The 25,707-nt window shown below is 73.0% G+C and carries 25 protein-coding genes and 1 pseudogene; 9 read left to right on the forward strand and 17 right to left on the reverse strand.

From position 1 onward, the window contains the following. Positions 1-561 precede the first annotated feature (561 nt). Positions 562-1,848, reverse strand: a complete 1,287-nt coding sequence (gene tyrS, locus ACTMSW_RS26610) for a tyrosine--tRNA ligase (RefSeq protein WP_441183432.1) — start codon at positions 1,846-1,848, stop codon at positions 562-564. Between the two features lie 106 nt (positions 1,849-1,954). Here tyrS and ACTMSW_RS26615 point away from each other — a divergent pair, with 106 nt between their 5' ends. Beyond that, entirely contained in the window at positions 1,955-2,338 is a 384-nt protein-coding gene (locus ACTMSW_RS26615) for a PaaI family thioesterase (protein ID WP_441183581.1), read from the forward strand. 91 nt (positions 2,339-2,429) lie between these two features. Here the strand turns inward: ACTMSW_RS26615 and ACTMSW_RS26620 are convergent, their stop codons facing one another. From ACTMSW_RS26620 to ACTMSW_RS26630, 3 genes are all read right to left on the reverse strand, one after another. Beyond that, the gene (locus tag ACTMSW_RS26620) at positions 2,430-3,755 is read right to left on the reverse strand and encodes a hemolysin family protein (protein ID WP_441183433.1); all 1,326 of its coding nucleotides are present in this window, start codon (positions 3,753-3,755) and stop codon (positions 2,430-2,432) included. A 133-nt stretch (positions 3,756-3,888) separates the two neighbouring features. Further along, complete coding sequence (locus tag ACTMSW_RS26625) at positions 3,889-4,512, reverse strand: hypothetical protein (RefSeq protein WP_441183434.1); 624 nt, start codon at positions 4,510-4,512, stop codon at positions 3,889-3,891. 79 nt (positions 4,513-4,591) lie between these two features. Continuing rightward, positions 4,592-5,071, reverse strand: coding sequence for a GNAT family N-acetyltransferase (locus ACTMSW_RS26630; protein WP_441183435.1), 480 nt, complete (start codon positions 5,069-5,071; stop codon positions 4,592-4,594). Between the two features lie 120 nt (positions 5,072-5,191). Here ACTMSW_RS26630 and ACTMSW_RS26635 point away from each other — a divergent pair. Both ACTMSW_RS26635 and ACTMSW_RS26640 read left to right on the forward strand, forming a co-directional pair. Then, positions 5,192-6,089: pseudogene (locus tag ACTMSW_RS26635) on the forward strand (universal stress protein). 143 nt (positions 6,090-6,232) lie between these two features. Continuing rightward, positions 6,233-7,111 (forward strand): universal stress protein, encoded by an 879-nt coding sequence (locus ACTMSW_RS26640; protein ID WP_441183436.1) that lies wholly within the window; start codon positions 6,233-6,235, stop codon positions 7,109-7,111. Between the two features lie 125 nt (positions 7,112-7,236). Here ACTMSW_RS26640 and ACTMSW_RS26645 read toward each other — a convergent pair whose 3' ends face one another. From ACTMSW_RS26645 to ACTMSW_RS26670, 6 genes are all read right to left on the reverse strand, one after another. Then, positions 7,237-7,857 (reverse strand): FMN reductase, encoded by a 621-nt coding sequence (locus ACTMSW_RS26645; protein WP_441183437.1) that lies wholly within the window; start codon positions 7,855-7,857, stop codon positions 7,237-7,239. Then, positions 7,854-9,008, reverse strand: a complete 1,155-nt coding sequence (locus ACTMSW_RS26650; RefSeq protein WP_441183438.1) for an LLM class flavin-dependent oxidoreductase — start codon at positions 9,006-9,008, stop codon at positions 7,854-7,856. The genes ACTMSW_RS26645 and ACTMSW_RS26650 overlap by 4 nt, the downstream gene beginning before the upstream one ends. 120 nt (positions 9,009-9,128) lie before the next feature. Beyond that, the gene (locus ACTMSW_RS26655; RefSeq protein ID WP_441183439.1) at positions 9,129-10,232 is read right to left on the reverse strand and encodes a hypothetical protein; all 1,104 of its coding nucleotides are present in this window, start codon (positions 10,230-10,232) and stop codon (positions 9,129-9,131) included. Positions 10,233-10,415: 183 nt separating this feature from the next. Continuing rightward, complete coding sequence (locus tag ACTMSW_RS26660; protein ID WP_357038838.1) at positions 10,416-10,691, reverse strand: MoaD/ThiS family protein; 276 nt, start codon at positions 10,689-10,691, stop codon at positions 10,416-10,418. A 1-nt stretch (position 10,692) separates the two neighbouring features. Beyond that, entirely contained in the window at positions 10,693-11,778 is a 1,086-nt protein-coding gene (locus tag ACTMSW_RS26665; protein ID WP_441183440.1) for a WD40/YVTN/BNR-like repeat-containing protein, read from the reverse strand. Between the two features lie 87 nt (positions 11,779-11,865). Then, positions 11,866-12,474, reverse strand: coding sequence for a DNA-3-methyladenine glycosylase (locus tag ACTMSW_RS26670; RefSeq protein ID WP_441183441.1), 609 nt, complete (start codon positions 12,472-12,474; stop codon positions 11,866-11,868). A 104-nt stretch (positions 12,475-12,578) separates the two neighbouring features. Here ACTMSW_RS26670 and ACTMSW_RS26675 point away from each other — a divergent pair, with 104 nt between their 5' ends. The 6 genes from ACTMSW_RS26675 (at position 12,579) to ACTMSW_RS26700 (ending at position 18,234) form a co-directional block, all read left to right on the forward strand. Next, a complete protein-coding gene (locus tag ACTMSW_RS26675; protein WP_441183442.1) occupies positions 12,579-12,929 on the forward strand; it encodes a hypothetical protein in 351 nt (116 codons plus the stop codon). Between the two features lie 81 nt (positions 12,930-13,010). Further along, positions 13,011-15,542, forward strand: a complete 2,532-nt coding sequence (locus ACTMSW_RS26680; RefSeq protein ID WP_441183443.1) for an AMP-binding protein — start codon at positions 13,011-13,013, stop codon at positions 15,540-15,542. A gap of 17 nt (positions 15,543-15,559) precedes the next feature. After that, positions 15,560-15,973, forward strand: coding sequence for a DNA-binding protein (locus ACTMSW_RS26685; protein WP_441183444.1), 414 nt, complete (start codon positions 15,560-15,562; stop codon positions 15,971-15,973). 128 nt (positions 15,974-16,101) lie between these two features. Continuing rightward, on the forward strand, positions 16,102-16,488 hold the full coding sequence (locus ACTMSW_RS26690) for a hypothetical protein (protein WP_441183445.1): 387 nt from the start codon (positions 16,102-16,104) through the stop codon (positions 16,486-16,488). Then, positions 16,485-17,864 (forward strand): IS607 family element RNA-guided endonuclease TnpB, encoded by a 1,380-nt coding sequence (gene tnpB, locus ACTMSW_RS26695; protein WP_441183446.1) that lies wholly within the window; start codon positions 16,485-16,487, stop codon positions 17,862-17,864. Before ACTMSW_RS26690 ends, tnpB begins: the two co-directional genes overlap by 4 nt. A gap of 16 nt (positions 17,865-17,880) precedes the next feature. Continuing rightward, positions 17,881-18,234, forward strand: coding sequence for an MmcQ/YjbR family DNA-binding protein (locus tag ACTMSW_RS26700; protein WP_441183582.1), 354 nt, complete (start codon positions 17,881-17,883; stop codon positions 18,232-18,234). A gap of 38 nt (positions 18,235-18,272) precedes the next feature. Here ACTMSW_RS26700 and argH read toward each other — a convergent pair whose 3' ends face one another. The 7 genes from argH to argJ are packed head-to-tail and all read right to left on the reverse strand — an operon-like array spanning position 18,273 to position 25,676. Further along, on the reverse strand, positions 18,273-19,736 hold the full coding sequence (gene argH / locus ACTMSW_RS26705; protein WP_441183583.1) for an argininosuccinate lyase: 1,464 nt from the start codon (positions 19,734-19,736) through the stop codon (positions 18,273-18,275). Between the two features lie 14 nt (positions 19,737-19,750). Next, a complete protein-coding gene (locus tag ACTMSW_RS26710) occupies positions 19,751-20,956 on the reverse strand; it encodes an argininosuccinate synthase (RefSeq protein ID WP_441183447.1) in 1,206 nt (401 codons plus the stop codon). After that, entirely contained in the window at positions 20,953-21,468 is a 516-nt protein-coding gene (locus tag ACTMSW_RS26715; protein ID WP_441183448.1) for an arginine repressor, read from the reverse strand. The genes ACTMSW_RS26710 and ACTMSW_RS26715 overlap by 4 nt, the downstream gene beginning before the upstream one ends. Then, positions 21,465-22,391 (reverse strand): ornithine carbamoyltransferase, encoded by a 927-nt coding sequence (argF, locus tag ACTMSW_RS26720; RefSeq protein WP_441183449.1) that lies wholly within the window; start codon positions 22,389-22,391, stop codon positions 21,465-21,467. The genes ACTMSW_RS26715 and argF overlap by 4 nt, the downstream gene beginning before the upstream one ends. Then, positions 22,388-23,623 (reverse strand): acetylornithine transaminase, encoded by a 1,236-nt coding sequence (locus ACTMSW_RS26725; protein WP_441183450.1) that lies wholly within the window; start codon positions 23,621-23,623, stop codon positions 22,388-22,390. Before ACTMSW_RS26725 ends, argF begins: the two co-directional genes overlap by 4 nt. Beyond that, entirely contained in the window at positions 23,620-24,507 is an 888-nt protein-coding gene (gene argB, locus ACTMSW_RS26730; protein ID WP_441183451.1) for an acetylglutamate kinase, read from the reverse strand. The genes ACTMSW_RS26725 and argB overlap by 4 nt, the downstream gene beginning before the upstream one ends. Further along, positions 24,504-25,676, reverse strand: a complete 1,173-nt coding sequence (argJ, locus tag ACTMSW_RS26735) for a bifunctional glutamate N-acetyltransferase/amino-acid acetyltransferase ArgJ (RefSeq protein ID WP_441183452.1) — start codon at positions 25,674-25,676, stop codon at positions 24,504-24,506. Before argJ ends, argB begins: the two co-directional genes overlap by 4 nt. Positions 25,677-25,707 lie beyond the last annotated feature (31 nt).

Genomic DNA, 25,707 nt, shown 5'->3' on the forward strand with positions numbered 1-25,707 from the left:
CGGAGTTATAAACAATTGGCACTGGCTTATCAAGCACCCTGTTGAGTTCTCAAAGAACAACCACACACCATCCGGAACCCCGCATCAGCAGGACCCCGTCCGGGGCAATTCAGTTCCTACCACACCCGCCGCTCCCGCGCCGGGCACTTTTACTACGTTACCCGGTGGTTTTCGCTGTGTCAAACCGATGTTTCGCGGTTTGTCATGCTTACAACCCTTTTCCGGGCACCACGAAGACAGTGGCTTGCGCCGCTTCCCTCGTGGGTTCCGGCAGGCCGGCCGCTCGCGGTCTCCCGCTCGCTCGCCCGGTTCCCTACCGGTCGACAACCTTACCCGGTCGGTCTCGCCCCACCAAATCCGCCTCGCGGCGAGTCCGGGGCACCGCCCGTACCGGCTCTGACAGGTGACAACCCATCCGACCCGGAGGTCATTCCCGCGCTCCGGCCTCCAGGTCTTTCGCCTGTTTCGTCCGTTCCGCGCTGACAGAGAGAAAGTTACGCGCCCGGCGGAGTCATCGTCAAATCCGCCGGGCGCGTCCCGCGTCACACTGTCGTCGTACGGCTATCTCTGCAGCTCAACACCCGCGAACGAGCGCTTGCCGCGGCGCAGGACCAGGTACCGACCGTGCAGCAGGTCCTCCGGCGTCAGCTGCGCGTCGACCTCGGACACCCGCGTGTTGTTGACGTAGGCGCCGCCCTCCGCGATGACCCGCCGGGCCTCCTTGAGGCTGGGCACCAGACCGGACTCGCGCAGCAACCCCGCCACGTCGGGCAGCTCGGTGAGGTGGACGAGGCCGGCCTCGGTCAGCGCGGCCCGCAGGGTGGCCGGTGCCAGTTCCTCCAGGGAGCCGCGCCCGAAGAGCGCCTGGCTCGCCGCGACGACCTGGGCCATCTCCCGCTCGCCGTGCACCAGGGTGGTCAGTTCCTCGGCGAGCGCGCGCTGGGCCGCCCGCGCGGCCGGACGCTCGGCCGTCTCCTTCTCCAGTTCCTCCAGCTCCTCCCGGGACCGGAAGCTGAAGTACCGCAGGTAGCGCCCGACGTCGCGGTCGTCGACGTTGACCCAGAACTGGTAGAAGGCGTACGGGCTGGTCATCTCGGGGTCGAGCCAGACGGCGCCGCCCTCGGTCTTGCCGAACTTCGTCCCGTCGGACTTCGTCACCAGGGGGGTGACGAACGCCTGGACCGGACCGGCCCCGCGCCGGCGTACGTAGTCGACGCCGGCGGTGATGTTGCCCCACTGGTCGGAGCCACCGAACTGGAGCTGGCAGCCGTGCCGGCGGTGCAGCTCGAAGAAGTCGTTCGCCTGGAGCAACTGGTAGCTGAACTCGGTGAAGCTGATGCCGCTCTCCAGCCGGGCCTTCACCACCTCGCGGGCCAGCATCTTGTTGACCGGGAAGTGCTTGCCGACGTCACGGAGGAACTCGACGACGGACATCTCGCCGGTCCAATCGAGGTTGTTGACCAGCTGCGCGGCGTTGGCCCCCTCGTACGAGACGAAGGGGGAGAGCTGGTCACGGATCCGGGCGACCCACCTCTGGACCACCTCCGGCGGGTTCAGGGTCCGCTCGGCGCTCTCCTTCGGATCACCGATCTGGCCGGTCGCGCCACCGACGAGCAGCAACGGCCGGTGACCGGCGAGCTGGAGGCGGCGGGCCGTGGTGACCTGCATGAGGTGGCCGACGTGCAGGCTGGGCGCAGTCGGGTCGAAACCCACATAGAAGGCCGCCGCCCCACCGTCGAGCAGCTCGCTCAGCTCGTCGAGGCCGGTGGAGTCCTGGATCAGGCCTCGCCACCGCAGGTCATCGGTCAGGGAGTCCCGCCGGGGCGGCGGGAGGCTGCTGTCGGTCACGGTCACCCATTCTTCCCCATGACCGACGACCGACCGTACCGGGTTTGCCGCTCCGCTCCCCCGCTACGCTGGCGGCCCTGTGACGGAGGAGGGGTCGACCGTGGAGATGCCGGACGTGACGGGTGGGTTCGTGGCCCTGCTCGGCCTGGAGTTCGACGAGGTGAGCGGCGACCGCGTCGTCATCCGCTGGCGGGTCCGCCCGGATCTGCACCAGCCCTTCGGCATCCAGCACGGCGGCGTGTACTGCTCCGTGGTGGAGACGGCCGCCAGCGTCGGAGGGTCGCTCTGGCTGGGCGACCGTGGCCAGGTGGTCGGCGTGTCCAACCAGACCGACTTCCTGCGCGCGGTCCGCGAGGGCGAACTGACCGCCGTGGGTACGCCGGTGCACCGGGGCCGCAGCCAGCAACTGTGGCAGGTCGAGATCACCGACGACACCGACCGACTGGTGGCGCGCGGGCAGGTCCGGCTCCAGAACCTCTCCCCCTCCTGACGTCACCGACGTCCGGCCATCTCGGCGGACGGGTCGCGGCGGCGAACGGCCGGACGGCCGTTCCACCAGGCGCGGCGGGGCCGGAGGAGCGTCAGCTCCGGGCTTCGTCCAGCACCGGCGGGGCGTCCGACTCCTCGTCCTCGGCGCTGGGCTCGCGGTGCAGCCGGACCTCGGTGATCGCGTGGTGGTCGATGCGGGACACCGCCAGCGTCCACCGGTCGACGGTGATGCTCTCCCCCGCCGCCGTGGGGATGTGGCCGAGGCAGGCGAGGAGCAGACCGGCGATGGTGGTGTAGTCACCGCTGGGGCGACCGGGCAGCTCCACCCCGACGTCGACCAGGTCGTGCACCGGGAAGGTGCCGGGCAGCACCATCGTGCCGTCCGGCTCGTGCCGCACCGAGTGCACGTCCCGGTCGGTCTCGTCGTAGATCTCCCCGACGATCTCCTCCAGGATGTCCTCCAGCGTGACGATGCCGTCGACCGCGCCGCGCTCGTCGACCACAAGGGCGATGTGCTGCCGCTCGGCCTTGAACTGGCGCAGCGCCTCCACGACCGGCAGCGAGTCGGGCAGCAGCATCGGCGGGCGGGCGCATTCGTCGACCGGCCGGTCGTCCGGCACGCCGACGAGGTCGCGGAGGTGGATCACGCCGATCGCCTCGTCCAGGCCGCCGTGGCGGACCACCGGTGCCCGGGAGTGTCCGGTGGCCGCGAGGACGAGCCGGGCTGCCTCGGCGGTGGTGCCGCTGTCCAGCGTGAAGACCTGGAGGCGGGGCACGAGGACGGCCTTGAGCTGCCGGTCGGCGATCTCCACCGCGCCGGCGATGATCGTCCGTTGCTCCTTGGTGAAGCCGTGGTTGCCGGCGACGATGTCGCGCAGCTCGTCCGGGCCGATCTCGTCGGGCTCGTGCTTCGGGTTCAGGCCGACGAGGCGGACGACCAGGTCGCTGGTGGCGCCGAGGGCCCAGACGGCCGGTCGGGTCAGGCTGGCCAGCACGTCCAGCGGCCGGGCCACGAGCAGGGCCCAGCGCTCGGCGGACTGCATGGCGATCCGCTTGGGGGCCAGCTCGCCGAAGACCAGGGTGACGAAGGTCAACACCAGGGTGACCAGCACGATGGCGACCGTCTCGGCCGCGCCCCCGAACACGTCCAGCAGCGGCACCAGCGGCCGGGCCAGCGACACCGCGGCGGCGGCCGAGGCGAGGAACCCCGCCAGGGTGATGCCGATCTGGATCGTGGCGAGGAACCGGTTCGGGTCCTTCGCGAGCCGGGCCAGCACCCCGCCGGCGCGGCTGGTGCGTTCCAGCCGTTGGATCTGGCTGTCCCGCAGCGACACCAGGGCCATCTCGCTGCCCGCGAAGACCGCGTTGAGGATGACCAGGACTCCGACCAGGGCCAGTTGGCTCCAGTAGCTCTGCAACCCGGTTCTCCTCACACCGACCGCGCGGCCGGGCGCTCCGGCGACGCCGCCGGACGGCGAACCGCCGGCGTACGCGCAATTGTGCCCACCGGTCGCGGTGCCGAACCCTCCCGGTCGGGTGACGCCGGACAGGTCAGGCGGCGGCCGGCAGGTCCAGCACGTACGCGTCGCCCTCGGGGCGGAACCCGAGCCGGTGGTAGTACGGGGCGACCATGCCGGGCGGGCTGACCACTCGCCGGAAACCCCGGTCGGTGAACAGCCGGCTGCTCCGGTAGACGAACTCGCCGGGGGTGAAGTCCCGGAACCGCCGGGTCACGTAGTCCAGGTCGACCTGGGCCACCCCGCCCGGTTCGGCGTGCGACAGCACCACCCCGACCACCTCGTCGGCCTTCATGACGACGAACGCCGAGCGGTCCCCCTCCGGCTCCCAGGTGAAGCCGGGGTTGAACCGCGCGATGTCGGCGGCGTGCACCCGCAGCGTGTGGGCCAGGAACTGGTCGTCGACGCCGACCTCCACCACCTGGTACGTCGCCTCGTCGTGGCGGGTGGCGAGCATCTTCCGCAGGTACCAGACGTTGATCACGGCGAGCACGACGTTCAGCCCGACCATCGGCCAGACCTCCACGGCGGCGTTGTAGCCGATGAGGATGAGACAGCCGAGCAGGTTGAGGGCACGCAGTCGGAGGATGCGCGTCTGCAGCAGCGACCAGACCAGCAGCGCGGAGCCGGCCCAGCCGGTCAGTTCCAGCCAGTTCACCGGAGCGACAGTAGCGCTTGCCCAGCTCAGGCGGCTCGGCGGGAGGCCGGCCGGGGATGGGACGGACCCCGCGTCGGCGTCAGGCGGCCAGCTCGAGGACCCATTCCTCGACGTCGTGCCCCCGCCCGGGTGCGAAGCCGTGGTCCTCGCCGCGCACCACGAAACCGCACTTGCGCAGGACCGCCAGGGAGCCGTGATTGTCCTTGACCGCGCGGGCGTGCAGCGGGCGCTGCGGCAGCTCCCGGAGCAGTGCGCGCAGCGCCCTGGTGGCGTACCCCCGACCCCAGTGCGCCCGGTCGATCCAGTAGCTGACCTCGGTGCCCTCCCCCACCGGGAAGGCGAGCACGTATCCCACCACCGCGTCGTCGACGGTGACGGTGCGAGACACGTTCGCCGGGCCGGTGCGCACCCGGTGCCAGTGCGCGGCGAACTCGTCCGCGTCGTCCGGGTCGTCGGCGGTGAACGCCGCCATCCGTACGGCTTCCGGGTCCCGCTGGCAGCGGTAGAACGCCGGCAGGTCCTCGTCGCGCACCTCACGTAGGCGCAGGTCTCCGATCATGGCACCGACGATAGGTCGTCCCTGTGACAGCCGGGACCTCCGGCCCGGCGACCGGGTCGGCCGGCCCTGACCGGCGGGGACGGAACCGCGCAGGCTGGGGGGCGGACGAAGGAGGACGTCATGACGATCGACGCCGGTGCCCCCGTCGTGGTGGGCGTGGACGGTTCCGCCATCGCCCTGGACGCGGTCCGGGGTGGCGGCCCGGGAGGCGGCGTACCGGCAGCGTCCGCTGCGGGTGGTGCACGCCTTCATCTGGCCGTTGACCGGCGCGCCGCTGACCCCGGTGCCCGGTGCGCCGGCCGACGCCGGCCTGCGCAACCAGGCCGAGCGGTACGTGGCCGAGGCGATCGCCGAGGCGACGAAGGTCTCCCCCGAGGTGGCGGTAACCGGCGCGGTCGTCGACGGCGCCGCGGGCCCGGTGCTGCTGGCGGAGTCGCGGCAGGCCACGCTGGTGGTGCTGGGCCACCGTGGTCTGGGCGGCCTCGCCGGGCTGCTGATCGGCTCGGTCACCCTCCGGGTCTCCACCGGCGCGGCGTGCCCGGTGCTGGTGGTACGCCGCGAGGCGCGTGCCGACGGGCCGGTGGTCGTCGGCGTCGACGGCTCCGAGCTGTCCACCGGGGCCGTGGCGTTCGCCTTCGAGGAGGCGGCCCAGCGGGGCGCGCCGCTGGTCGCGGTGCACGCCTGGCTCTACCCGACGCCGGTGGACCCGGGCGACATCCTGCCCCTGGTCTACGACCTGGACGAGTTCGGCGCCCAGGAGGAGCGGGCGCTGGCCGAGTCGGTTGCCGGCTTCGCCGAGCGCTACCCGGAGGTGCCCGTGCAGCACCGGCTGGTGCGCGGCACCCCCGCCCGGGTGCTGGTCGAGGAGTCGGAGAAGGCTCAGCTGGTCGTCGTCGGCGCGTCCGGTGCGGGCGCGCTGGGTGGGCTGCTGCTCGGCTCGGTCAGCCACGCGGTGCTGCACCACGCGCACTGCCCGCTGGCCGTCGTGCGCCATCACCGGCCGACCGACCGGTCCTGAAGCGGACACCCATCGTCGCGCCGGCCACTCCGCCGGCCGGCGCGACGGCATCTCCGTCCGGTGTTCGGGACGGTGGTGTGTCGGGGTAAATGCCGAGGGGTCGGCGGGACCACGCCGACAATGGCCTGATCGACCCGTAGGGAGTGCTGATGAACCGACCCGTCGTGGTGGGATTGGACGGATCACCGTCGAGCCTGGTGGCGGCCGGGTACGCCGCGCGGACCGCCGTGCAGCGGTCGGCGCCCCTGCACCTGGTGCACGGCTACCTGCACCCGCTCGGCCACGGCGTACCCCTCAACCCGTACGACGTGGGTATTCCGGAACCCTCGGAATCGGCACAGACGATGCTGACCCGGACCGCGACGGAGCTGGTCGGGCGCTGGCCCGGCCTGGACGTCGAGGTGCGGCAGGTGGCCGGCGGGCCGGGCGCGACGCTCGTGGAGGAGTCGCGCCGGGCGGACCTGGTCGTGGTCGGCAGCCGGGGCCTGGGCGGGTTCGCGGGCCTGCTGCTCGGCTCGGTCGGTACGCAGGTCACCGCGCACGCGCACTGCCCGGTGCTGGTGGTGCGCCCCGCGGAGGAGCCGATCCCGGTCGACGGTCCGGTGCTGGTCGGGGTGGACGGCTCGGAGTCCGCGGACCTCGCCGTGGCGTACGCCGCCGACGAGGCCGCCCGACGTGACACCACCCTGGTGCTGGCGCACGTCCGGGACCCGGACAGCGACGGGAGCGCGCCGGACGACGACGGGCCGGGGGCGCGGGTGGACGGGGACGCCCTCTTGGACGCCGCCGCCGCGGCGGTGCGGGCCAGCCACCCGGACCTGGTCGTGGAGGAACGGGTGCTGCGTTCGGCCAGCCCGGACCAGGCGCTGGTCGAGGCCAGCGGGAACGTCGCTCTGGTCGTGGTGGGCTCGCGGGGTCGCGGCGGGTTCACGGGGCTGCTGATGGGCTCGGTCAGCCAGACCCTCGTCCAGCACGCCCACTGCCCGGTGCTGGTCGCCCGCCCGCACGGCCACGAAGCCTGACGCCGCGGCGATACGCGCCGCGGCGATACGCGCCGCGATGCCGCTCGAACACGGATGAGTAGCCTCCCGGGACGGGGAGGCCACTCATTCCGTGAAACAGGGCGATGGTGGGGGCGGGCCTGCGGTCAGCGGTCGTGGTTGAGGAGATCGGCGAAGTCGGCGGTGAGGGCGAACGGGTCGGCCGGGCCGGTCGACGGCGGTCGCCGGTCCACCTGGTCGGCCAGCTCCGTGCCGGCCCGCAGGATGCGCCGGCGCAGCGCGTCGTCGGCCGTCCCCGCGGACCAGTCCTCCGGCGCGGCGAAGACCGCGGTCGGTACGACCACCGCCCGCAGGTACGCGAACAGCGGCCGGACCGCGTGCTCCAGGGCCAGCGAGTGCCGGGCGGTGCCACCGGTGGCACCGATCAGGACCGGGCGGTCGACCAGCGCCTGGGCGTCCACCACGTCGAAGAAGGACTTGAAGAGCCCGTTGTACGAGGCGGTGAAGATCGGCGTGACGGCGATGAGTCCGTCCGCTCCGGTCACCGCGTCGAGGGCGTCCCGCAGCGCGGGCGACGGGAAGCCGGTGAGCATGTTGTTGACGATGTCGTGGGCGTGTTCCCGCAGGTCGACCGGCCGGACCTCGACGGTGGCGCCCCGCCGGGCCAGCTCGTCGCGGGCGGCCGTGGCGAGCTGGTCGGCGAGCAGGCGCGTGGAGGACGGCTGGGACAGCCCGGCCGAGACCACGGCAAGGGTACGGCGGCTCATCGCCCCGCCTCGCTCCCCGCGCCGGCGAGGCCACCGGTGACGGCGTCCGCCCCCTCGGCGGCGTCGTCGGACCGGGCGGCGGCCGCGGCGGCGACCAGTGAGGCGTGGGTCGGTGCGGCCGGAACGTGGGCCGGACGCAGCGACTCGAACTCCTTGCGCAGCACCGGGACGACCTCCTCACCCAGGATGTCGAGCTGCTCCAGCACCGTCTTCAACGGCAGGCCGGCGTGGTCGACGAGGAACAGTTGACGCTGGTAGTCGCCGACGTAGTCGCGGAAGCCCAGGGTGCGGTCGATGACCTGCTGCGGGCTGCCCACGGTCAGCGGGGTCTGGGAGGTGAACTCCTCCAGCGACGGCCCGTGCCCGTAAACGGGGGCGTTGTCGAAGTACGGGCGGAACTCCCGCACCGCGTCCTGCGAGTTGCGCCGCATGAACACCTGCCCGCCGAGACCGACGATGGCCTGGTCGGGGCTGCCGTGGCCGTAGTGGGCGAAGCGCTGCCGGTAGAGACCCACCATCCGCTGGGTGTGCTCCTTCGGCCAGAAGATGTGGTTGGCGAAGAACCCGTCGCCGTAGTACGCCGCCTGCTCGGCGATCTCCGGACTGCGGATGGAGCCGTGCCAGACGAACGGCGGCACCCCGTCGAGCGGGCGCGGCGTCGAGGTGAAGGACTGCAACGGCGTACGGAAGCGGCCGGACCAGTCGACCACGTCCTCGCGCCACAACCGGCGCAGCAGGTCGTAGTTCTCGATCGTCAGCGGGATGCCGTTGCGGATGTCCTGCCCGAACCAGGGGTACACCGGTCCGGTGTTGCCCCGGCCCATCATCAGGTCGACCCGGCCGTCGGCCAGGTGCTGGAGCATCGCGTAGTCCTCGGCGATCTTCACCGGGTCGTTGGTGGTGATCAGCGTGGTGGAGGTCGAGAGCAGCAGCCGGGACGTACGCGCGGCGATGTAGCCCAGCATGGTGGTGGGCGACGACGGCACGAACGGCGGGTTGTGGTGCTCGCCCGTGGCGAAGACGTCGAGGCCGACCTCCTCGGCCTTGAGCGCGATGGCGACCATCGCCTTGATCCGCTCACGCTCGGTCGGCTCCCGCCCGGTGGTCGGGTCGACCGTGACGTCGCCGACGGTGAAGATTCCGAACTGCATGACCGACTCCTCTGTCGTCCCACCGGGACCGTCCCGGACACCCCGCGACAACATATTTGACGAGTCAACTATTCCGCCGTGCGGGCCCCGGCGGAGTCGCGCCGGGGCCCCACGGTCGTCTCACCCGAGTTGGGCGTTGCGCCAGGCGGTCGACTCCAGCGGCGGGTCGCCCAGCTCGAACTCGGCCCAGTTGTTCCAGTACGCCACCGCGTCCACGTCGCCCTGCTGGCGCAGCCACGTGACGTGCTCCTGGATGGCCCGGGCCCGGCCCGCGCCGGTGGTGTCGGCCGTGGTCCGGCTCATCCCGTACTCCGGCACCAGCAGCCGGAGCCCCGGGTACGCGGCACGCACCTTCCCGAACGCCGTGCCGAACATCCGGGATGCCGGCCAGTACGCGGCGGTGTCCCGGGAGTAGCAGTCGACGCCGTAGTGGGTCATGCCCGGGTAACCCCAGTCGGTCGGGTTGCCGCGCCCCTCGTCGAGCCAGTACCGGGTGACGATGGGGCCGTGCCCCAGCACCCAGCGGCGGTTGCGGTGGGCGGCGACGATCTGCGCCAGTCGTGTCGCGGTGGCCCGGTACGTCGCCGGCGTGACGTCACCCATCGGTTCGTGGTACCAGGTGAGGTAGATCGGCCGGCCCAGCCCGTCCAGCCAGCCGCTCAACTGCTCGACGTCGTCCTTCCAGGACACGTGCATGACGACCGACGGGGCGTCGACGAACTTGCCGGCGTTCAGCGGGGGCAGTTCCGGCAGGGTGTCGGCGTCGCCGCCGTCGGTGCCGAAGTCGCGCATGTAGCGGAGGCCGGGGTAGTCGGCCATCATCCGCTGGGTACGTGCGCCCTTCTCGGCGCTCATCCCGACCAGCAGCGGCACGGTCAGCGTGGCGGTGGCCGTGCCGGTCCGGCCGGCGGTGTCGCGGGCCGTGGCGGTCAGCGTGACCGTGCCCCGGCCGGCCAGCACGGTCACCGTGAAGCGGGTCGGATCGGTGGCGACCGGGGTGATGGTCACGCCGGGCGTGGGGCTGGTGAGCTGGACGGTGAGCGGCACGCTCAGCTCCACCCGGACGGGGGCGTCCCAGGCGACACCGGTGGGGTCGCTGACCCGACCGGAGAGGGTCACCAGCCGCGAGTCGGGATGGTAGGCGTCCACCCGTACGGAGGTGGACTGCCCGGGGAGCAGGACGGTCTGGTCGGCGGTGACGGAACGGACGACGGGTGCGGCCATGGGTGCCTCCGGGGCGTGGTGGTCGGCGCTCCGGCCGCACGTCCCAGGGCAGCCAGGACGGCTCTGAACTGCGCTTTTACCATCTTGCGTCGCGTCGGGGGCGTCGCCACCGGTGGCGGCAGATGGCGAAAAACCTGGTCCGGCCCCCGCGCTGGGGGACGTCGCCGGTCGCGCCGGCCCGGGTCAGCCGCCGGCGACCGACGGGAGCACCTGGACCTCGGCGTCGGCCGGGACCGGGGTGTCCAGCCCGCCGAGGTGCCGGCAGTCCTCCCCGTCGACGTAGACGTTGACGTACCGGCGCAGCTCGCCTCGTTCGTCGCGGATCCGCCGGCCGAGGCGGGGCCACTCGCCGGCCACCTCGTCGAGGACCGCGCGCAGCGTGCCGGCGGCGGTGACCGTCAGTCGGCTCGCTCCCCCGGCCTCGCCGCGCAGCGGGCCGGGCAGCAGAACGGTGACCACGTCAGACCGTCGCGGCGCGGATGCTGAGGACGTCCGGCAGGTGGGCGGCCACCAGCGACCAGGAGTCACCCTCGTCGCGGCTGGCGTAGACCTCCCCCGAACGGGTGCCGAAGTAGACGCCACCGGGCTCGCCGTCGTCGGCGCACATCGCGTCCCGCAGGACGGCCGGGTAGAACGGCCCCTCCGGCAGGCCGGCGTCGAGCGGCTCCCAGGTGCCGCCCGCGTCGGCGGAGCGCCAGACCCGGCAGCGTCGGTCGGCCGGGAAGCGCTCACTGTCGGCGGCCAGCGGGAAGGTGAAGACCGTGCCGGGCCGGCCGGGCAGCGACACGATCGGGAACCCGAAGTCGCTCGGCAGCCCCTCGGCGATCGAGGACCAGGTGTGCCCGTCGTCGTCGGAGCGGTAGACGCCGTGGTGGTTCTGCGCGTAGAGCCGGTCGGGCTCGCCCGCGTCCCGGGCCACCTTGTGCACGCACTGCCCGAACTCGGGCCACTCGTCGGGCAGGAAGTAGGCCCGGATGCCGGTGTTGCCCGGCGCCCAGCTCGCGCCCGCGTCCGTCGAGTGGTAGACGCCACCGGTGGACATGGCCACCGCGACCCGGTCGGGGTGGCGGGGGTGCGGCAGCACCGTGTGCACCGCCTGGCCGCCGAAGCCCGCGCCCCACTGCTCCCGGTGCGGGTGGTCCCAGAGCGCGCGGACCAGGTCGTAGCTGACACCGCCGTCGTCGGAGCGGAACAGCGCCGACGGCTGCGTGCCGGCCCACACGACGTCCGGCTGGTCCGGCCCGGCCGGGGTGAGCTGCCAGACACGGCCCAGCGTCGCGCCGGTGTCGGCGGGGAAGGCGACCGGGGGGTCGTCGGGCTCGTGCCACGAGACGCCGAGGTCGTCGGAGGTGGCCACGCTCGGCCCGAAGTGCGAGCTGTCGGTGCTGGCCAGCAGTCGCGGCGTGGCACGACGGGTGTCGATGGCGACCGCGTACACCCCGGTCATCGGGAAGTGCGGCCCGGACACCTCCCAGCCGCGTCGTCCGTCCGTGCTGGTGGCCAGGAAGAGCCCCTTGGCCGTCCCGATCGCGAGCAGTGTGGCCATCGACCGTCTCCGTCCCTCGGCGAGTGCTGCCGTGATTATGGCCACACCCACCGACAAGGTCGCCGCCCCGCGCCGGCAGCGGGCGGATCAGCGGCTGCGGGGGACGTGGCGGCGGTAGGCGCTGACCGTCGGGTCGCCGTCGATCCAGAACCTCCACGGCACGTCGTGCGCGCCGGTCACCCCGACCCGGGGCCCGGCGGCCACCGCGTCGGCCGGCACCGGCCCGTCGCCGAGCAGGTCGACGCCGTAGGCGGCCCTGTCGATGCCGAGGGCCGCGCAGAGCCGGGCAGGTCCGCGCGCGAGGTCGACGTCCCGGCGTACGGCGGGACGCCGTTCCCGGGCCACGTCGAGGCCGTCGACCACCTCACCGGCGCGCAGCAGCACCGCCGACGCCTCCCCGTCCGGGCCGGTCACCACGTTCATGCACCAGTGCATGCCGTAGGTGAAGTACACGTACGCGTGCCCGGACGGCCCGAACATGACCGCGTTGCGGGCGGTGCGTCCCCGGTACGCGTGCGAGGCGGGGTCGCCCGCGGTGCCGGCGTACGCCTCGGTCTCGGTGATCCGCACCGTCACGTCGTTGGCGGTCAGGGTGCAGCCGAGCAGACCACGCGCCGCGGGCACCACCGGCCCCGCCAGCAGGTCGGCGAGCCCGGTCTCCGCGGCGAGATCCCTCCCCGACTGCTGGATGTCCATGCGACGAAGGGTACGGGGCCGGCCGGGTCCCGCGGCGCCGACGTCGTTCGGCCGGGACCGCCGGCGTCGGTGGTGTGGTCTACGTTTCGGGCGTGGTGACGGTGATGGGTGACCCTGACGAGATCGCCGCCGCATTCCGGGGGACGGTGCTGGACGGGCTTCCGATCGAGGAGGGCCTCGGCGACACGTGGGTGGTCACCGGCATCGACACACGTCAGCTCCTCCCGGCGTGGCGGGCGGCCCGGGCGGCGACTGCGAAGACGGGCCGGTGGCCCGTCCTCACCACCGTCGACCAGTGGTGGATGGACGCGGAGCGTGAGCAGGTCCGGCGGGACCTCCCTGTGCCGCCGACGCTGGTCGCGGTCGAGCGTTGGACATGGGAGCGGCTGGTGGCCGACCCTGCGGCCCTCGAGAAGGTGTGGACGAGAACTGCGCCGTATGTCGGGTCGGAGTAGGCCATCCCGGTCACCGACGCGGTCCGGCCGTGACGCGGGTCGCCCGGCACTACTGATAAGGCGAGGCTTACCTTAGAGTGGGTGCCCGTGACACCCCCGTCCTCCCTGCTCCCGGCCGTCGGGGCGGTGCCGTTCGTCCGCGAGCTGGCCGCCCACGGCGACCGTCCCGCCGTCATCACCTCTGACGGGGAGACCACGTACGCCGCACTCGCCGACCGGGTCGCGCGGACCGCCGCCCGGCTGGGCACGGCGCGCCGGCTGGTCCTGGTGGTCGGCGCGAACACGCTCGACTCCCTGGTGGCGTACCTGGCCGCGCTGCACGCCGGCCACCCCGTCCTGCTGGTGCCGGGCGGGCACGAGGCGGCGGTGGCGTCGCTGGTGGCGGCGTACGACCCGGACGTGGTGGTCGGCCCGGCCGGCGGCGGCTGGCGGATCGACGAGCGGCGGGCCGGGTCCGTCCACGACCTGCACCCGGACCTGGCGCTGCTGCTCAGCACGTCCGGCTCGACCGGCTCGCCGAAGCTGGTCCGGCTGTCGCACGCCAACCTCCAGGCCAACGCCGAGGCGATCGGCGCATACCTGGGCATCCGGGACACCGACCGCGCGGCCACCACGCTGCCGCTGCACTACTGCTACGGCCTGTCGGTGGTCAACAGTCACCTCGCCCGGGGCGCGGCGCTGGTGCTGACCGAGCTGTCGGTGGCCGACGGCTGCTTCTGGGAGCTGTTCCGGGCCACCCGGGCCACCACGTTCGCCGGTGTGCCGTACACCTTCGACCTGCTGGACCGGGTCGGCTTCGCCGGGATGGACCTGCCGCACCTGCGCTACGTCACCCAGGCCGGCGGCCGGCTCGCCCCGGAGCGGGTGGTGCGCTACGCCGAGCTGGGCCGCCGGGCCGGCTGGGACCTCTTCGTGATGTACGGCCAGACCGAGGCGACCGCGCGGATGGCGTACCTCCCTCCGGATCTGGCCCTCGACCGCCCGGCGGCGATCGGCGTGCCGGTCCCCGGCGGCGCCTTCCGGCTCGCGCCGGTCGCCGACCACCCGGACCCGGGGGTCGGTGAGCTGGTCTACGCCGGTCCGAACGTCATGCTGGGCTATGCCGAGTCCCCCGCCGACCTGGCCCTCGGCCGGACGATCGACGAGCTGCACACCGGTGACCTGGCCCGGCGCGGCGCGGACGGGCTGTGGGAGATCGTCGGGCGACGCAGTCGGTTCGCCAAGATCCTCGGCCTGCGGATCGACCCGCAGCAGGTCGAGGCGCTGCTGGCCGCGCACGACGTCGCGGCGACCTGCGTGGGCGGCGACGACGAGCTGGTCGTCGCGGTGGTCGGCCCCGGCGACCCGCGCCGGATCCGCCGGCTCGTCGTCGACGAGGTGGGGCTGCCGCCCCGCGCGGTCCGCGTCGTGGCGGTGGCCGAGGTGCCCCGGCTGGCCAGCGGCAAACCGGACCTGGTCGCGCTGCGGACCCTGGCCGCCGCCGACACGCCGGCCCCGACGCCGGCGGCGTCGTCCGGCGACCTCTGCCGGCTGTACGCGGAGGTGCTCGACCGCACCGACGTCACCGCCGACCTGAGCTTCGTCGACCTCGGTGGCGACTCCCTGTCGTACGTCGAGATGTCGGTACGCCTGGAGCGGGAGCTGGGCCACCTGCCGGCGAACTGGCACACCCTGCCGATCGCGGCGCTGCGCGCCCCCGCCCGGAAGCCGGGCCGGCGGCGGTCGCTGGAGACCAGCGTCGCGCTGCGCGCCGTGGCGATCCTGCTGATCGTCGGCTCGCACATCCCCCTGTTCACGATCACCGGCGGCGCGCACCTGCTGCTCGCGGTGGCCGGCTTCAACTTCGCACGGTTCCAGCTGACCGGGGCGGACCGCCGGGACCGGCTGCGGCAGATCCGGTCCAGCCTCCTGCGGATCGTGCTGCCGACCACCGCGTGGATCGGCGCGGTGATGATGGTGAGCGACCAGTACCGGTGGAGCACCCTGCTACTGATGCACGGCGCGGTCCGGCCGGCGGACGCACCGGACGGTTGGCACTTCTGGTTCATCGAGGCGGTGGTCTACCTCCTGGTCGCCACGGCCGCCCTCCTCGGCCTGCGCCGGGTGGACCGGTGGGAACGACGGCGACCCTTCGCCCTGCCCCTTACCCTGACCGGGGTCGCGCTGCTCGGCCGGTACGACGTCTTCGGCCTGGACGCCCGCCACGACCTGCCGTCGGCGTTGGTGGCGGGCTGGCTGTTCACCCTCGGCTGGGCCGCCGCGCGGGCCGACGGCGTACGGCAGCGGCTGCTGGTCACCGTGGCCGCGGCGGCCACCGTGCCGGGCTTCTTCGGCCAGCCGGCGCGCGAGGCGCTGACCGTGGCCGGGTTCGCCCTGCTCGTCTGGCTGCCCACGGTGCCCAGCATCGGTGTGGTCAACAAGGTGGCCGGGGTGCTCGCCGCCAGTTCGCTCTACATCTACCTGACCCACTGGCAGGTGTACCCGCACCTGCGGGACCTGCCGCTGGTCGCGCTGGCCGCGTCGGTGGCGCTGGGCATCGCGTACGCGACTCTGATGAACACGGTGTGGCGCCGGGCACGCACCTTCAACGGTTTGTTGACAACGAAGCGTTGAAGTGATGGAGTCGGGGCATGACCGACTCCCTCGCCACGCCCGGCGCCGCCCGCGCGCGCGCCGAGCGCACGTACGCCGCCCTGCACCGCATCGGCGAGCGGCACGCCGGCACCGAGACACGCCGCCGGCGGCACACCAACCCGTACCTCCCCGACTCCTGGGAGGCGATCGCCCTGGTCACCGCGCTCGCCGCCGGAGGAGCCGAGCAGGAGCCCGACGAGGAACCGGTGGACGACGCCGACCTCGTCGCCGCGCTCACCCTCGTACCGCACCTGCGGGCCGAGGTCGACGCGATGGAGGCCGGACTGATCGACCTCGCCCGGTCCCGGGGGCTGACCTGGCAGGCCGTCGCGTACGGGCTCGGGCTGGGCAGCGCCCAGGCCGCCAAGCAGCGCCACGAGCGCCTGTCCGCCCGCACCACCGCCGACTGACGGTCGACCGGCGCGCTCCCGGGCCGATCACGCGCGACGGCAGACTGACGGCAGGACCGACGGCGGAGGACTGCTAGCTGCCGGCATGTCGGTCGGCGTAGTGCTCGGTAGTTGGCTAAAGTGACGGGTTGAACGTGAAGGAATGGGCAGTGGCGACTGGAGTCTCCTATGCGACCGCACGTCGTCGTCACGGGGCCGGAGCGTTGCGTGTTCCCTCCTACCGGCTCGGTCGGCTGATCATGGTGGGTGAGCCGGTGACCGGCGCGGTCGCCGATGCCGGCCAGGTGGTGGTGTATGCCCGGGTGCCGTCGGCCGACCAGGAGCCGGACCTGGATGGGCAGGCTGCCCAAGCCGCCACGTGGGCAACCGGGCATCGCCACCCGTTCGCGCGGTTCGGCACCGAGTATGTCGAGGCCGCGCCGACAGCGGAGGGCCACCGGCTACTGGTCGTCGAACCGGCAAACCGGGCCGGCCGTGCGGTTGAGGCCGCCACTGGAGCGGACGAGCCGGCATGAGAACCATCCAGGCGTACCGATTCGCCTTGGACCTGACCTCGGTGCAGGAACGCGCGGTGCTGGCGCACGTCGGAGCGGCCCGCTTCGCCCACAACTGGGCACTGGCCAAAGTCAGGGCCGTCCTGAATCAGCGGGCGGCGGAACGCTCGTACGGTGTGCCGGACGGTCAGCTCACCGAGAGCATGTCGTGGTCGCTGCCCGCGCTACGCAAGGCCTGGAACGCCGCGAAGGCGGAGGTCGCGCCGTGGTGGCCGGAGGTGTCGAAGGAGGCGTTCAACACCGGCCTGGACGCGCTGGCCCGCGGGTTGACCAACTGGGTCGACTCACACAATGAGAGACGGGCGGGCCGGCCGATCGGGTTTCCCCGCTTCAAGTCCCGACGCCGCAGTAGCGCGAGCGTGCGGTTCACGACCGGTGCGATCCGGATCGAGCCGGACCGGATGCACGTGGTGCTGCCGCGACTGGGCCGGCTGAAGCTGCACGAGTCCGCCCGTAAGCTGGCCCGCCGCCTGGACAACGGCACCGGCAGGATCATGTCCGCCACGGTGCGCCGCGACGGCGGACGCTGGCACGTCTCGTACACCGTCGAAGTCGACCGCGCCGACCGGGTGCCGGCCCTACCTGGCTCGACGGTCGGTGTCGACGTCGGTCTTACACACCTCGCCGTGCTGTCCACCGGCGAGGTAGTGCCGAACCCGCGCCACCTCGGCCAAGCCCAACGTCGCCTGCGCCGGCTCGGCCGGGCGCTGTCCCGCAAGACCGGCCCGGACCGGCATACCGGCCGCGGCCCTTCGAGGCGGTGGCAGCGCGCCCGCGCGCGGCTGGGCCGGGCACACGCCCGGGTGGCCAGCCTGCGCCGCGACGGTCTGCACAAGCTCACCACCCGACTAGCCCGCGAGCACGGCACGATCGTGGTCGAGGCCCTCAACGTCACCGGCATGATGGCCAACCGGCGCCTGGCCCGACACATCGCCGACGCCGGCTTCGCCGAGATCCGCCGGCAACTGGCCTACAAGACCACATGGAACGGCGGCCGACTGCGCGTCGCCGACCGCTGGTATCCCTCCAGCAAAACCTGCTCGGGCTGCGGCACGGTGAAAACCAAGCTGGCCCTTGCCGAGCGTGAATACCACTGCCAGCCGTGCGGGCTGGTCCTCGACCGGGACCTCAACGCCGCACGCAACCTCGCCGCCCTCGCGGCCGAGTACAACACCGCCGGGAGTGGCCCGGTGGCAGGACGTGGAGCCGACCAGAAGACCCGCAACCCCGGGCAGGCGGCTACGAAACGTCAACCCGGCACGGCACCCGCCGATCAGACCGGGACCGTCCCACCGCAAGGCAGGACTACTGATCGTGCGCTCAACAAAACGCGCTGAGAGGTAACGGATGTCGATGGAGCGCGAGACGATGCGGGCGTACTGCCTGGCGAAGCCCGGCGCCTGGCTGGACCGGCCGTGGGAGGGCGACGAGGTGGTGAAGGTCGGCAGCCGGATCTTCGCCTTCCTCGGCGGGGCCGGCACGGAGCCGCGGGTCGGGGTGAAGTGCGGGCCGGACCGCACCGTCGCCGACGAGTGGATCCACCGGTTCCCCGCCGACGCGCGGCCCTCGCCGTACATCGGCCGGTCCGGCTGGAACACGCTGCGCCTGGACGGCGACATCCCGGACGACGAGCTGACCGAGGCCGTCGACGGCTCGTACGAGGCCGTGGTGGCAAAGCTGCCCCGGCGCGAACGTCCGAGCGCCTGAGGGCCGGCGTGGCGTGTGCCGCGCCGGCCCCGACGACCTCAGCGGGGAACGACCCGCTCGGACGCCCACTCCTTCCAGCCGGCCAGCTTGTCCGCCGCGGCGGCGAGCTGGTCGGCCACGGGACCCGGGCCGGTGGAGCCGGGGGTGATCCGGGCGGCGAGGGCCGAGGAGACCGACAGCACGTCCCGGACGCTCGGGTCGAGGTGCTCGCTGACCACGGTCAGGTCGTCGTCGGAGACCTCGTCGAGGGCGCAGTCCCGGGCCACGCACAGCGCCACCAGCTTGCCGGTGATCTCGTGCGCGTCGCGGAACGGTACCCCCTTGCGGACCAGCCAGTCGGCGACCTCGGTGGCCAGGGAGTAGCCCACCGGAGCGGCGGCGACCAGCCGGTCGACCCGTACGGTCATCGTGGAGATCATCCCCGCGAGCGCCGGGAGCAGCAGTTCCAGGGTGTCGACCGCGTCGAAGGCCGGCTCCTTGTCCTCCTGCATGTCCCGGTCGTACGTCATCGGCAGGCCCTTGAGCATGGTGAGCACGCTCATCAGGCCGCCGACGAGTCGGCCGGACTTGCCCCGGGCCAGTTCGGCGATGTCCGCATTCTTCTTCTGCGGCATGATCGACGACCCGGTGGCGAAGGCGTCGTCCAGCTCGACCCAGCCGAACTCGTGCGACGTCCACAGCACCATCTCCTCGCCGAGGCGGGACAGGTGCACACCGACGAGCGCGGTGACGAAGAGGAACTCGGCGACGAAGTCCCGGTCGGCGACCGCGTCCATCGAGTTGGCGAAGGACGTCCGGAAGCCCAGCTCCTTGGACACGGCCACCGGGTCCAGCGGCAGGCCGGAGCCGGCGAGGGCGCCGGCACCGAGCGGGCTGATCGCCGTCCGGTGGTCCCAGTCGCGCAGCCGCTCCAGGTCACGCAGCAGCGGCTGCACGTGCGCGAGCAGCCAGTGCCCGAACGTGACCGGCTGGGCGTGCTGGAGGTGGGTCATGCCCGGCGCGGCCGTGCTCACGTGCCGCTCGGCCTGCTCCACCAGCGCCTCGGCCAGCTCCACCAGTCGACCCGCCACGCCCCGGGCGTGGTCCCGCAGGTAGAGACGCAGGTCGGTGGCGACCTGGTCGTTGCGGGACCGGCCGGCGCGCAGCTTGCCGCCCAGGCTGCCGAGGCGCTCCAGCAGACCGCGCTCCAGGGCGGTGTGCACGTCCTCGTCGTCGATCGTCGGGCGGAACTGACCGGAGGCGCAGGCCGCCTCCAGGTCGTCCAGTGCGGCCAGGATCCGACCCAGTTCCTCCGGGTCGAGCAGCCCGGCGCCGGCCAGGACCCGGGCGTGCGCCCGGGAGGCCGCGATGTCGTACGGGGCCAGTCGCCAGTCGAACTGCACGCTCACCGACAGGCGGGCCAGCGCCTCGGCGGGACCGCCGGCGAACCGGCCGCCCCACAGGCTCGTACGGTTGGTGGCGGCACTGTTCTCGGTCAGGCTCTTGTCGTCCACGTCGCCCATTGTGGTGCCCACGATCAGCAGCCACCCAACCGGGCGTGCCGGGCGGCGGCCATCCTGCTCGGCAGGCCCCACAACTGCACGAAGCCCTTCGCCAGGGACTGGTCGAACGTGTCGCCCGTGTCGTAGGTGGCCATGCCGAAGTCGTACAGGCTGGCCTCGGAGCGCCGGCCGGTGACGGTGGCCCGGCCGCCGTGCAGGGTCATCCGCACCTCGCCGGACACGTGCTGCTGCGCGTCGGCGATGAAGGCGTCCAGCGAGTCCTTCAGCGGCGAGAACCACAGGCCGTCGTAGACCAACTCGCCCCAGCGCTGGTCGACGCCCTTCTTGAACCGGGCGAGGTCCCGCTCGACGGTGACCGCCTCCAGCTCCTGATGGGCGGTGATCAGGGCGACCGCGCCCGGCGCCTCGTACACCTCGCGGCTCTTGATGCCGACCAGGCGGTCCTCGACCATGTCGAGCCGGCCGACACCCTGCGCGCCGGCACGCCGGTTCAGCTCCAGGATCGCCTGGTACGGGGTGACGGTCTCGCCGTCGATCGCCACCGGGTTGCCGGCGTCGAAGGTGATCACGACCTCGTCGGCGTCGCGCTCCTGCGCCGGGTCCGACGTGTACGAGTACAGGTCCTCGACGGGTGGGTTCCAGATGTCCTCCAGGAAGCCGGTCTCCACCGCACGGCCCCACAGGTTCTGGTCGACGGAGTAGGGCGACTTCGCCGACACGTCGATCGGCAGCCCCTTCTCCTCGGCGAAGGCGATGGCCTTGTCGCGCGTCCACGCGAAGTCCCGGGCCGGCGCCACGATCCTCAGGTCGGGGGCGAGCGCGCCCAGACCGACCTCGAAGCGGACCTGGTCGTTGCCCTTGCCGGTGCAGCCGTGCGACACGATCGTGCCGCCGTGCCTGCGGGCCGCGGCGACCAGGTGCTTGACGATCAGCGGCCGGCTCAGTGCGGAGACCAGCGGGTAGCGGTCCATGTAGAGCGCGTTGGCCCGGATCGCCGGCAGGCAGTACCCGGCGGCGAACTCGTCGCGCGCGTCGACCACCTCGGACTCCACGGCCCCGCAGTCCAGCGCGCGCTGCCGGATGGCGTTCACATCCTCGCCGCCCTGCCCGACGTCGACCGCCACCGCGATCACCTCGGCGCCGGTCTGCTCGGCGAGGTAGGGAATGGCGACGGAGGTGTCCAGACCCCCGGAGTACGCCAGGACTACCCGCTCGGTCATGGTGTGGTGCCCCCCTCAACGGTCTCCTCGCGGCGGGCCCACCCGGCGAGCTTGTCGCCGAGCGCTGCCCCGCCGTCGGCCTCGCGGGCCACGACGAGGATCGTGTCGTCGCCGGCGATGGTGCCGACGATCTCGGTCAGGCCCGCTCGGTCCAACGCGCTGGCCAGGTACTGGGCTGCGCCCGGCGGGGTGCGCAACACGGCGATGTTGCCGCTGGAGTCGACGCCGTTGAGCAGCTCACGCAGCAGCCGGACCAGCCGGGCCGGCGCGGTCTCGGCGTCCCGCAGCGGCCGGTGGCCGTCCTCGGGGATCACGTACACGCCCCGGCCGTCGCCGGCGCGCGCGGTGACCGCGCCCAGCTCCTTCAGGTCCCGGGACAGGGTGGCCTGGGTGACCTGGATGCCGTCACCGGCGAGCAGGTCGGCGAGCTCGGGCTGCGAGTGGATCGCCTTGTCGCGGATCAGCTCGACGATGCGGGCGTGCCGGGCGGCGCGGGTCAGCGGGGCGGTCATGGGGTGGCCTCCAGGAGAAACGTCAGCAGCGCCTTCTGGGCGTGCAGCCGATTCTCCGCCTGGTCGAACACCGCGCTGCGCGGGCCGTCGAGCACCTCGTCGGTGATCTCCTCGCCCCGGTGTGCCGGCAGGCAGTGCAGCACGATCACCTCGGGTCGGGCGTGGGCCAGCAACGCGTCGTTGACCTGGTACGGCAGGAACGGCGTGTTCCGGTCCAGCCCGTCGTCCTCCTGACCCATGGAGGTCCAGGTGTCGGTGGCGACCACGTCGGCGGCGGCCACCGCCGCGAGCGGGTCGGTCAGCACGCGTACCGACCCGCCGGTGGCGGCGGCGATCTTCTCCGCGCGCGCCACGATCTCCTCCTCGGGCGCGAAGCCGGCCGGGCCGGCCACCCGGACGTGCATCCCGGCGGTCGCCCCGGCCAGCAGGTACGAGTGCGCCATGTTGTTCGCCGTGTCCCCCACGTACGCGAGGGTCCGCCCCCGCGTGCCGCCGCAGTGCTCGCGGACGGTGAGCAGGTCGGCCAGGAGCTGGCACGGGTGGTAGGTGTCGGTGAGCGCGTTGACCACCGGCACCGTGGCGCCCTCGGCCACCTCGGCGATCCGGTCGTCGCCGTGGGTGCGCAGCACGATCGCCGCGACGTAGCGGGAGAGCACCCGGCCGGCGTCGGCGAGGGTCTCGCCCCGCCCGAAGTGGGTGACCTGGGTGTCCACCACCAGCGGGTGACCGCCCAGCTCGGCGATGCCGGCGTCGAAGGAGATCCGGGTACGCAGGCTCTGCTTGTCGAAGAGCACCGCCACCGACCGCGGCCCCTCCAGCGGCTTGTACGCGAACCGGTCGGCCTTCATCCGCGCGGCGAGGTCGAGCACGGCCGACTGCTCGGCGGGGGACAGGTCGTCGTCGGCCAGGAAGTGCCGGGTCATGCGCTCGCCTCCGTCGTGCTCGCGATGGTCGGCGTCGACGCCGGCACGGGAGCCGGAGCGGCGGCGGGGGTCGTGACGTCGAGTGCGGCCGGGAGGGCCGCCAGGAAGGCGTCGGCCTGGGCGGCGGTGAGGACGAGCGGCGGGGCGAGCCGCAGCACGCCGGGCTGCACCGGGTTGACCAGGAAACCGGCCTCCCGCAGCGCCTCGGCGGCGACCGCCGCGACCGGCGCGGTCAGCACCACGCCGAGCAGCAGACCGGCACCCCGGACCTCACCGACCAGCGGATGACCGAGCGCCTCGACGCCCCGACGCAGCCGCTCGCCGACCCGCTTGACGTGGTCCAGCAGGCCCTCGTTGGCGATCGTCGCCACCACCGCGAGCGCGGCGGCGCAACTGACCGGGTTGCCACCGAAGGTGGTGCCGTGCGACCCCGGACCGAGCAGCTCGGCGGCCCGGCCGAAGGCCAGGGCGGCACCGATCGGCAGGCCACCGCCGAGGCCCTTGGCCAGGGTGACCACGTCCGGCTCGACGCCGTCGGCCTGATGGGCGAACCAGTGCCCGGTACGGCCGACGCCCGTCTGCACCTCGTCCAGCACCAGCAGCGCGCCGCGCCGGGCGGTGATCCGGCGGGCGGCGGCGAGGTAGCCGGGCGGCGGGACGACGACGCCGTTCTCTCCCTGGATCGGCTCCAGGATCACCATCGCCGTGGCCTCGGTGACCGCCGCCTCCAGGGCGGCCACGTCGCCGTAGTCGACGTGGGTCACCTCGCCGGGCAGCGGGCGGAACGGGTCGGCCTTGGCCGGCTGCCCGGTCAGCGCGAGGGCACCCATGGTCCGGCCGTGGAAGCCGCCGCGGGCGGCGACCACGTGCGACCGGCCGGTCAGCCGGGACAGCTTGAAGGCCGCCTCGTTCGCCTCGGCGCCGGAGTTGGCGAGGAACACCCGCCCCGGGCGCCCGGCGAGCGCGAGCAGCAGCTCGGCCAGGGCCACCGGCGGCTCGGCGACGTACAGGTTGGAGACGTGGCCGAGGGTGGCGACCTGCTTGGACACGGCGGCCACCACGGCCGGGTGGGCGTGGCCGAGGGCGTTGACCGCGATGCCACCGACCAGGTCGACGTACTCCCGGCCGGCCTCGTCGACCACGACGGCGCCGGAGCCGGCGACCAGCGCCAGCGACGGGGTGCCGTAGTTGTCCATCATCGACTGCCGCCACCGCTCCACGAGCGTGCTCATGACGCGATCACCATCGTTCCGAAACCTTCCGACGTGAACACTTCCAGCAGCGTGGAATGGGCGACCCGCCCGTCGACGACGTGCGCGGCGGGCACACCCTGGCGCACCGCCCGCAGGCAGGCCTCCATCTTCGGCACCATCCCGGACTCCAGCGACGGCAGCAGCTTCGCCAGGTCGTCCGCGGTGATCTCGCTGACCAGGCTGGTGGTGTCGGGCCACCGGGCGTACAGGCCGGGGACGTCGGTGAGGACGACCAGCTTGCGCGCCCGCAGGGCGATCGCGAGAGCGGCCGCGGCGGTGTCGGCGTTGAGGTTGTGCAGCACCCCGTCGGCGTCCGGGGCGACGGTGGAGATCACCGGGATCCGGCCGGCGGCGATCAGGTCGGTCACCGCCGAGATGTCCACCGACTCCACGTCACCGACCTGGCCCACGTCGACCGGCTCCCCGTCCACGTACGCCGGCCGTCGCACCGCCGTGAACAGCCCGCCGTCCTCGCCGGAGAGCCCGACGGCGAACGGGCCGTGGCTGTTGATCAGCCCGACCAGCTCCCGGCCGACCTGACCGACGAGCACCATCCGGACCACGTCCATCGCCTCCGGTGTGGTGACCCGCAGGCCGCCCCGGAACTCGCTGGGGATGCCGAGCCGGCCGAGCATCGCCGAGATCTGCGGGCCGCCGCCGTGCACCACGACGGGCTTCAGACCCGCGTACCGCAGGAACACCATGTCGGCGGCGAAGGCCCGCTGAAGCTGCGGGTCGACCATGGCGTTGCCGCCGTACTTGACCACGACGGTCGATCCGGAGAAGCGCTCCAGCCAGGGCAGCGCCTCGATCAGCGTGGCGGCCTTCGCCTGGGCGCGGGTGAGGTCGGTGGAGAGACTCATGTCGAGTACGCCGAGTTCTCGTGCACGTACGCGTGCGACAGGTCGTTGGTCCAGATCGTCGCGGCGGCCGAGCCGGCGTGCAGGTCGATGCGGATCGTGACGTCCCGACCGGTGAGGTCGACCTTCGAGCGGTCCTCGGCGGCGGCGCCGGACCGGCACACCCAGACCCCGTTCACCGCGACGTCCACGCCGTCCGGCTCGAACGCGGCGGCGGTGGTGCCGACGGCGGCGAGGATGCGGCCCCAGTTCGGGTCGTTGCCGAACAGCGCGGTCTTGACCAGGTTGTTACGCGCCACCGACCGGCCCACCTCGACCGCGTCGTCCTCGCCGGCAGCGCCGACCACCTCGATGGCGATCTGCTTGGTGGCGCCCTCGGCGTCGGCGATCAACTGCTGGGCCAGGTCGTGCGTGGCGGCGGTGACCGCGGCGGTCAGCTCCTCCTCGGTCGGCGCGATGCCACTGGCACCGCTGGCCAGCAGCAGGACGGTGTCGTTGGTGGACATGCAGCCGTCGGAGTCGATCCGGTCGAAGGTGACCCGGCAGGCCGCCCGCAGGGCCGCGTCCAGGGTCTCCGGACCGGCCACCGCGTCGGTGGTGAGCACACAGAGCATCGTGGCCATCGCCGGGGCGAGCATCCCGGCGCCCTTGGCCATCCCGCCGACCGTCCAGCCGCTGCCCCGGGCGACGGTGGTCTTCGGCCGGGTGTCGGTGGTCATGATCGCCTGGGCGGCCGGCATCCCGCCGTCGCGGGACAGTCCCCGGACGGCGGTGCGGACGCCGGACAGCAGCGCCGGCATCGGCAGCCGCTCACCGATCAGGCCGGTGGAGCAGACCGCCACCTCGCCCGCGCCGAGCAGCAGGCGGGCGCTGGCCGAGCTGAGCACGGCGGCGGTGTGCTCGGCGGTGGCGTGGGTGTCCTGGAAGCCGGCCGGGCCGGTGCAGGCGTTGGCGCCGCCGGAGTTCAGCACCACGGCCCGGACGACGCCGCCCCGGACGACCTGCTGGGTCCAGAGCACCGGTGCCGCCTTGACGCGGTTGGCGGTGAACACACCGGCGACACCGGCGTCGGGCCCGTCGTTGACGACGAGGGCGACGTCGGCGTTACCGCTGGCCTTGAGACCGGCGGCCACGCCGGCCGCCCGGAACCCCCGGGGAGCCGTGACGCTCACGGTGCTGACCTTTCGTTCGCGACTGCGGGGC

It is taken from the genome of Micromonospora sp. BQ11 (assembly GCF_052068135.1).
Lineage (GTDB): Bacteria > Actinomycetota > Actinomycetes > Mycobacteriales > Micromonosporaceae > Micromonospora.

What these genes read in the sequence shown, in the direction of transcription:
- ACTMSW_RS26710 (WP_441183447.1), bottom strand. Translation starts at nt 20,956, where the DNA reads ATGACCGAGCGGGTAGTCCTGGCGTACTCCGGGGGTCTGGACACCTCC.
- ACTMSW_RS26645 (WP_441183437.1), bottom strand. Translation starts at nt 7,857, where the DNA reads ATGAGCCGCCGTACCCTTGCCGTGGTCTCGGCCGGGCTGTCCCAGCCG.
- ACTMSW_RS26655 (WP_441183439.1), bottom strand. Translation starts at nt 10,232, where the DNA reads ATGGCCGCACCCGTCGTCCGTTCCGTCACCGCCGACCAGACCGTCCTG.
- ACTMSW_RS26700 (WP_441183582.1), top strand. Translation starts at nt 17,881, where the DNA reads ATGGAGCGCGAGACGATGCGGGCGTACTGCCTGGCGAAGCCCGGCGCC.
- ACTMSW_RS26615 (WP_441183581.1), top strand. Translation starts at nt 1,955, where the DNA reads ATGCCGGACGTGACGGGTGGGTTCGTGGCCCTGCTCGGCCTGGAGTTC.
- ACTMSW_RS26665 (WP_441183440.1), bottom strand. Translation starts at nt 11,778, where the DNA reads ATGGCCACACTGCTCGCGATCGGGACGGCCAAGGGGCTCTTCCTGGCC.
- ACTMSW_RS26650 (WP_441183438.1), bottom strand. Translation starts at nt 9,008, where the DNA reads ATGCAGTTCGGAATCTTCACCGTCGGCGACGTCACGGTCGACCCGACC.
- tnpB (WP_441183446.1), top strand. Translation starts at nt 16,485, where the DNA reads ATGAGAACCATCCAGGCGTACCGATTCGCCTTGGACCTGACCTCGGTG.
- ACTMSW_RS26725 (WP_441183450.1), bottom strand. Translation starts at nt 23,623, where the DNA reads ATGAGCACGCTCGTGGAGCGGTGGCGGCAGTCGATGATGGACAACTAC.
- argH (WP_441183583.1), bottom strand. Translation starts at nt 19,736, where the DNA reads ATGGGCGACGTGGACGACAAGAGCCTGACCGAGAACAGTGCCGCCACC.
- argB (WP_441183451.1), bottom strand. Translation starts at nt 24,507, where the DNA reads ATGAGTCTCTCCACCGACCTCACCCGCGCCCAGGCGAAGGCCGCCACG.
- ACTMSW_RS26685 (WP_441183444.1), top strand. Translation starts at nt 15,560, where the DNA reads ATGACCGACTCCCTCGCCACGCCCGGCGCCGCCCGCGCGCGCGCCGAG.
- ACTMSW_RS26675 (WP_441183442.1), top strand. Translation starts at nt 12,579, where the DNA reads ATGGGTGACCCTGACGAGATCGCCGCCGCATTCCGGGGGACGGTGCTG.
- ACTMSW_RS26715 (WP_441183448.1), bottom strand. Translation starts at nt 21,468, where the DNA reads ATGACCGCCCCGCTGACCCGCGCCGCCCGGCACGCCCGCATCGTCGAG.
- argF (WP_441183449.1), bottom strand. Translation starts at nt 22,391, where the DNA reads ATGACCCGGCACTTCCTGGCCGACGACGACCTGTCCCCCGCCGAGCAG.
- ACTMSW_RS26630 (WP_441183435.1), bottom strand. Translation starts at nt 5,071, where the DNA reads ATGATCGGAGACCTGCGCCTACGTGAGGTGCGCGACGAGGACCTGCCG.
- ACTMSW_RS26670 (WP_441183441.1), bottom strand. Translation starts at nt 12,474, where the DNA reads ATGGACATCCAGCAGTCGGGGAGGGATCTCGCCGCGGAGACCGGGCTC.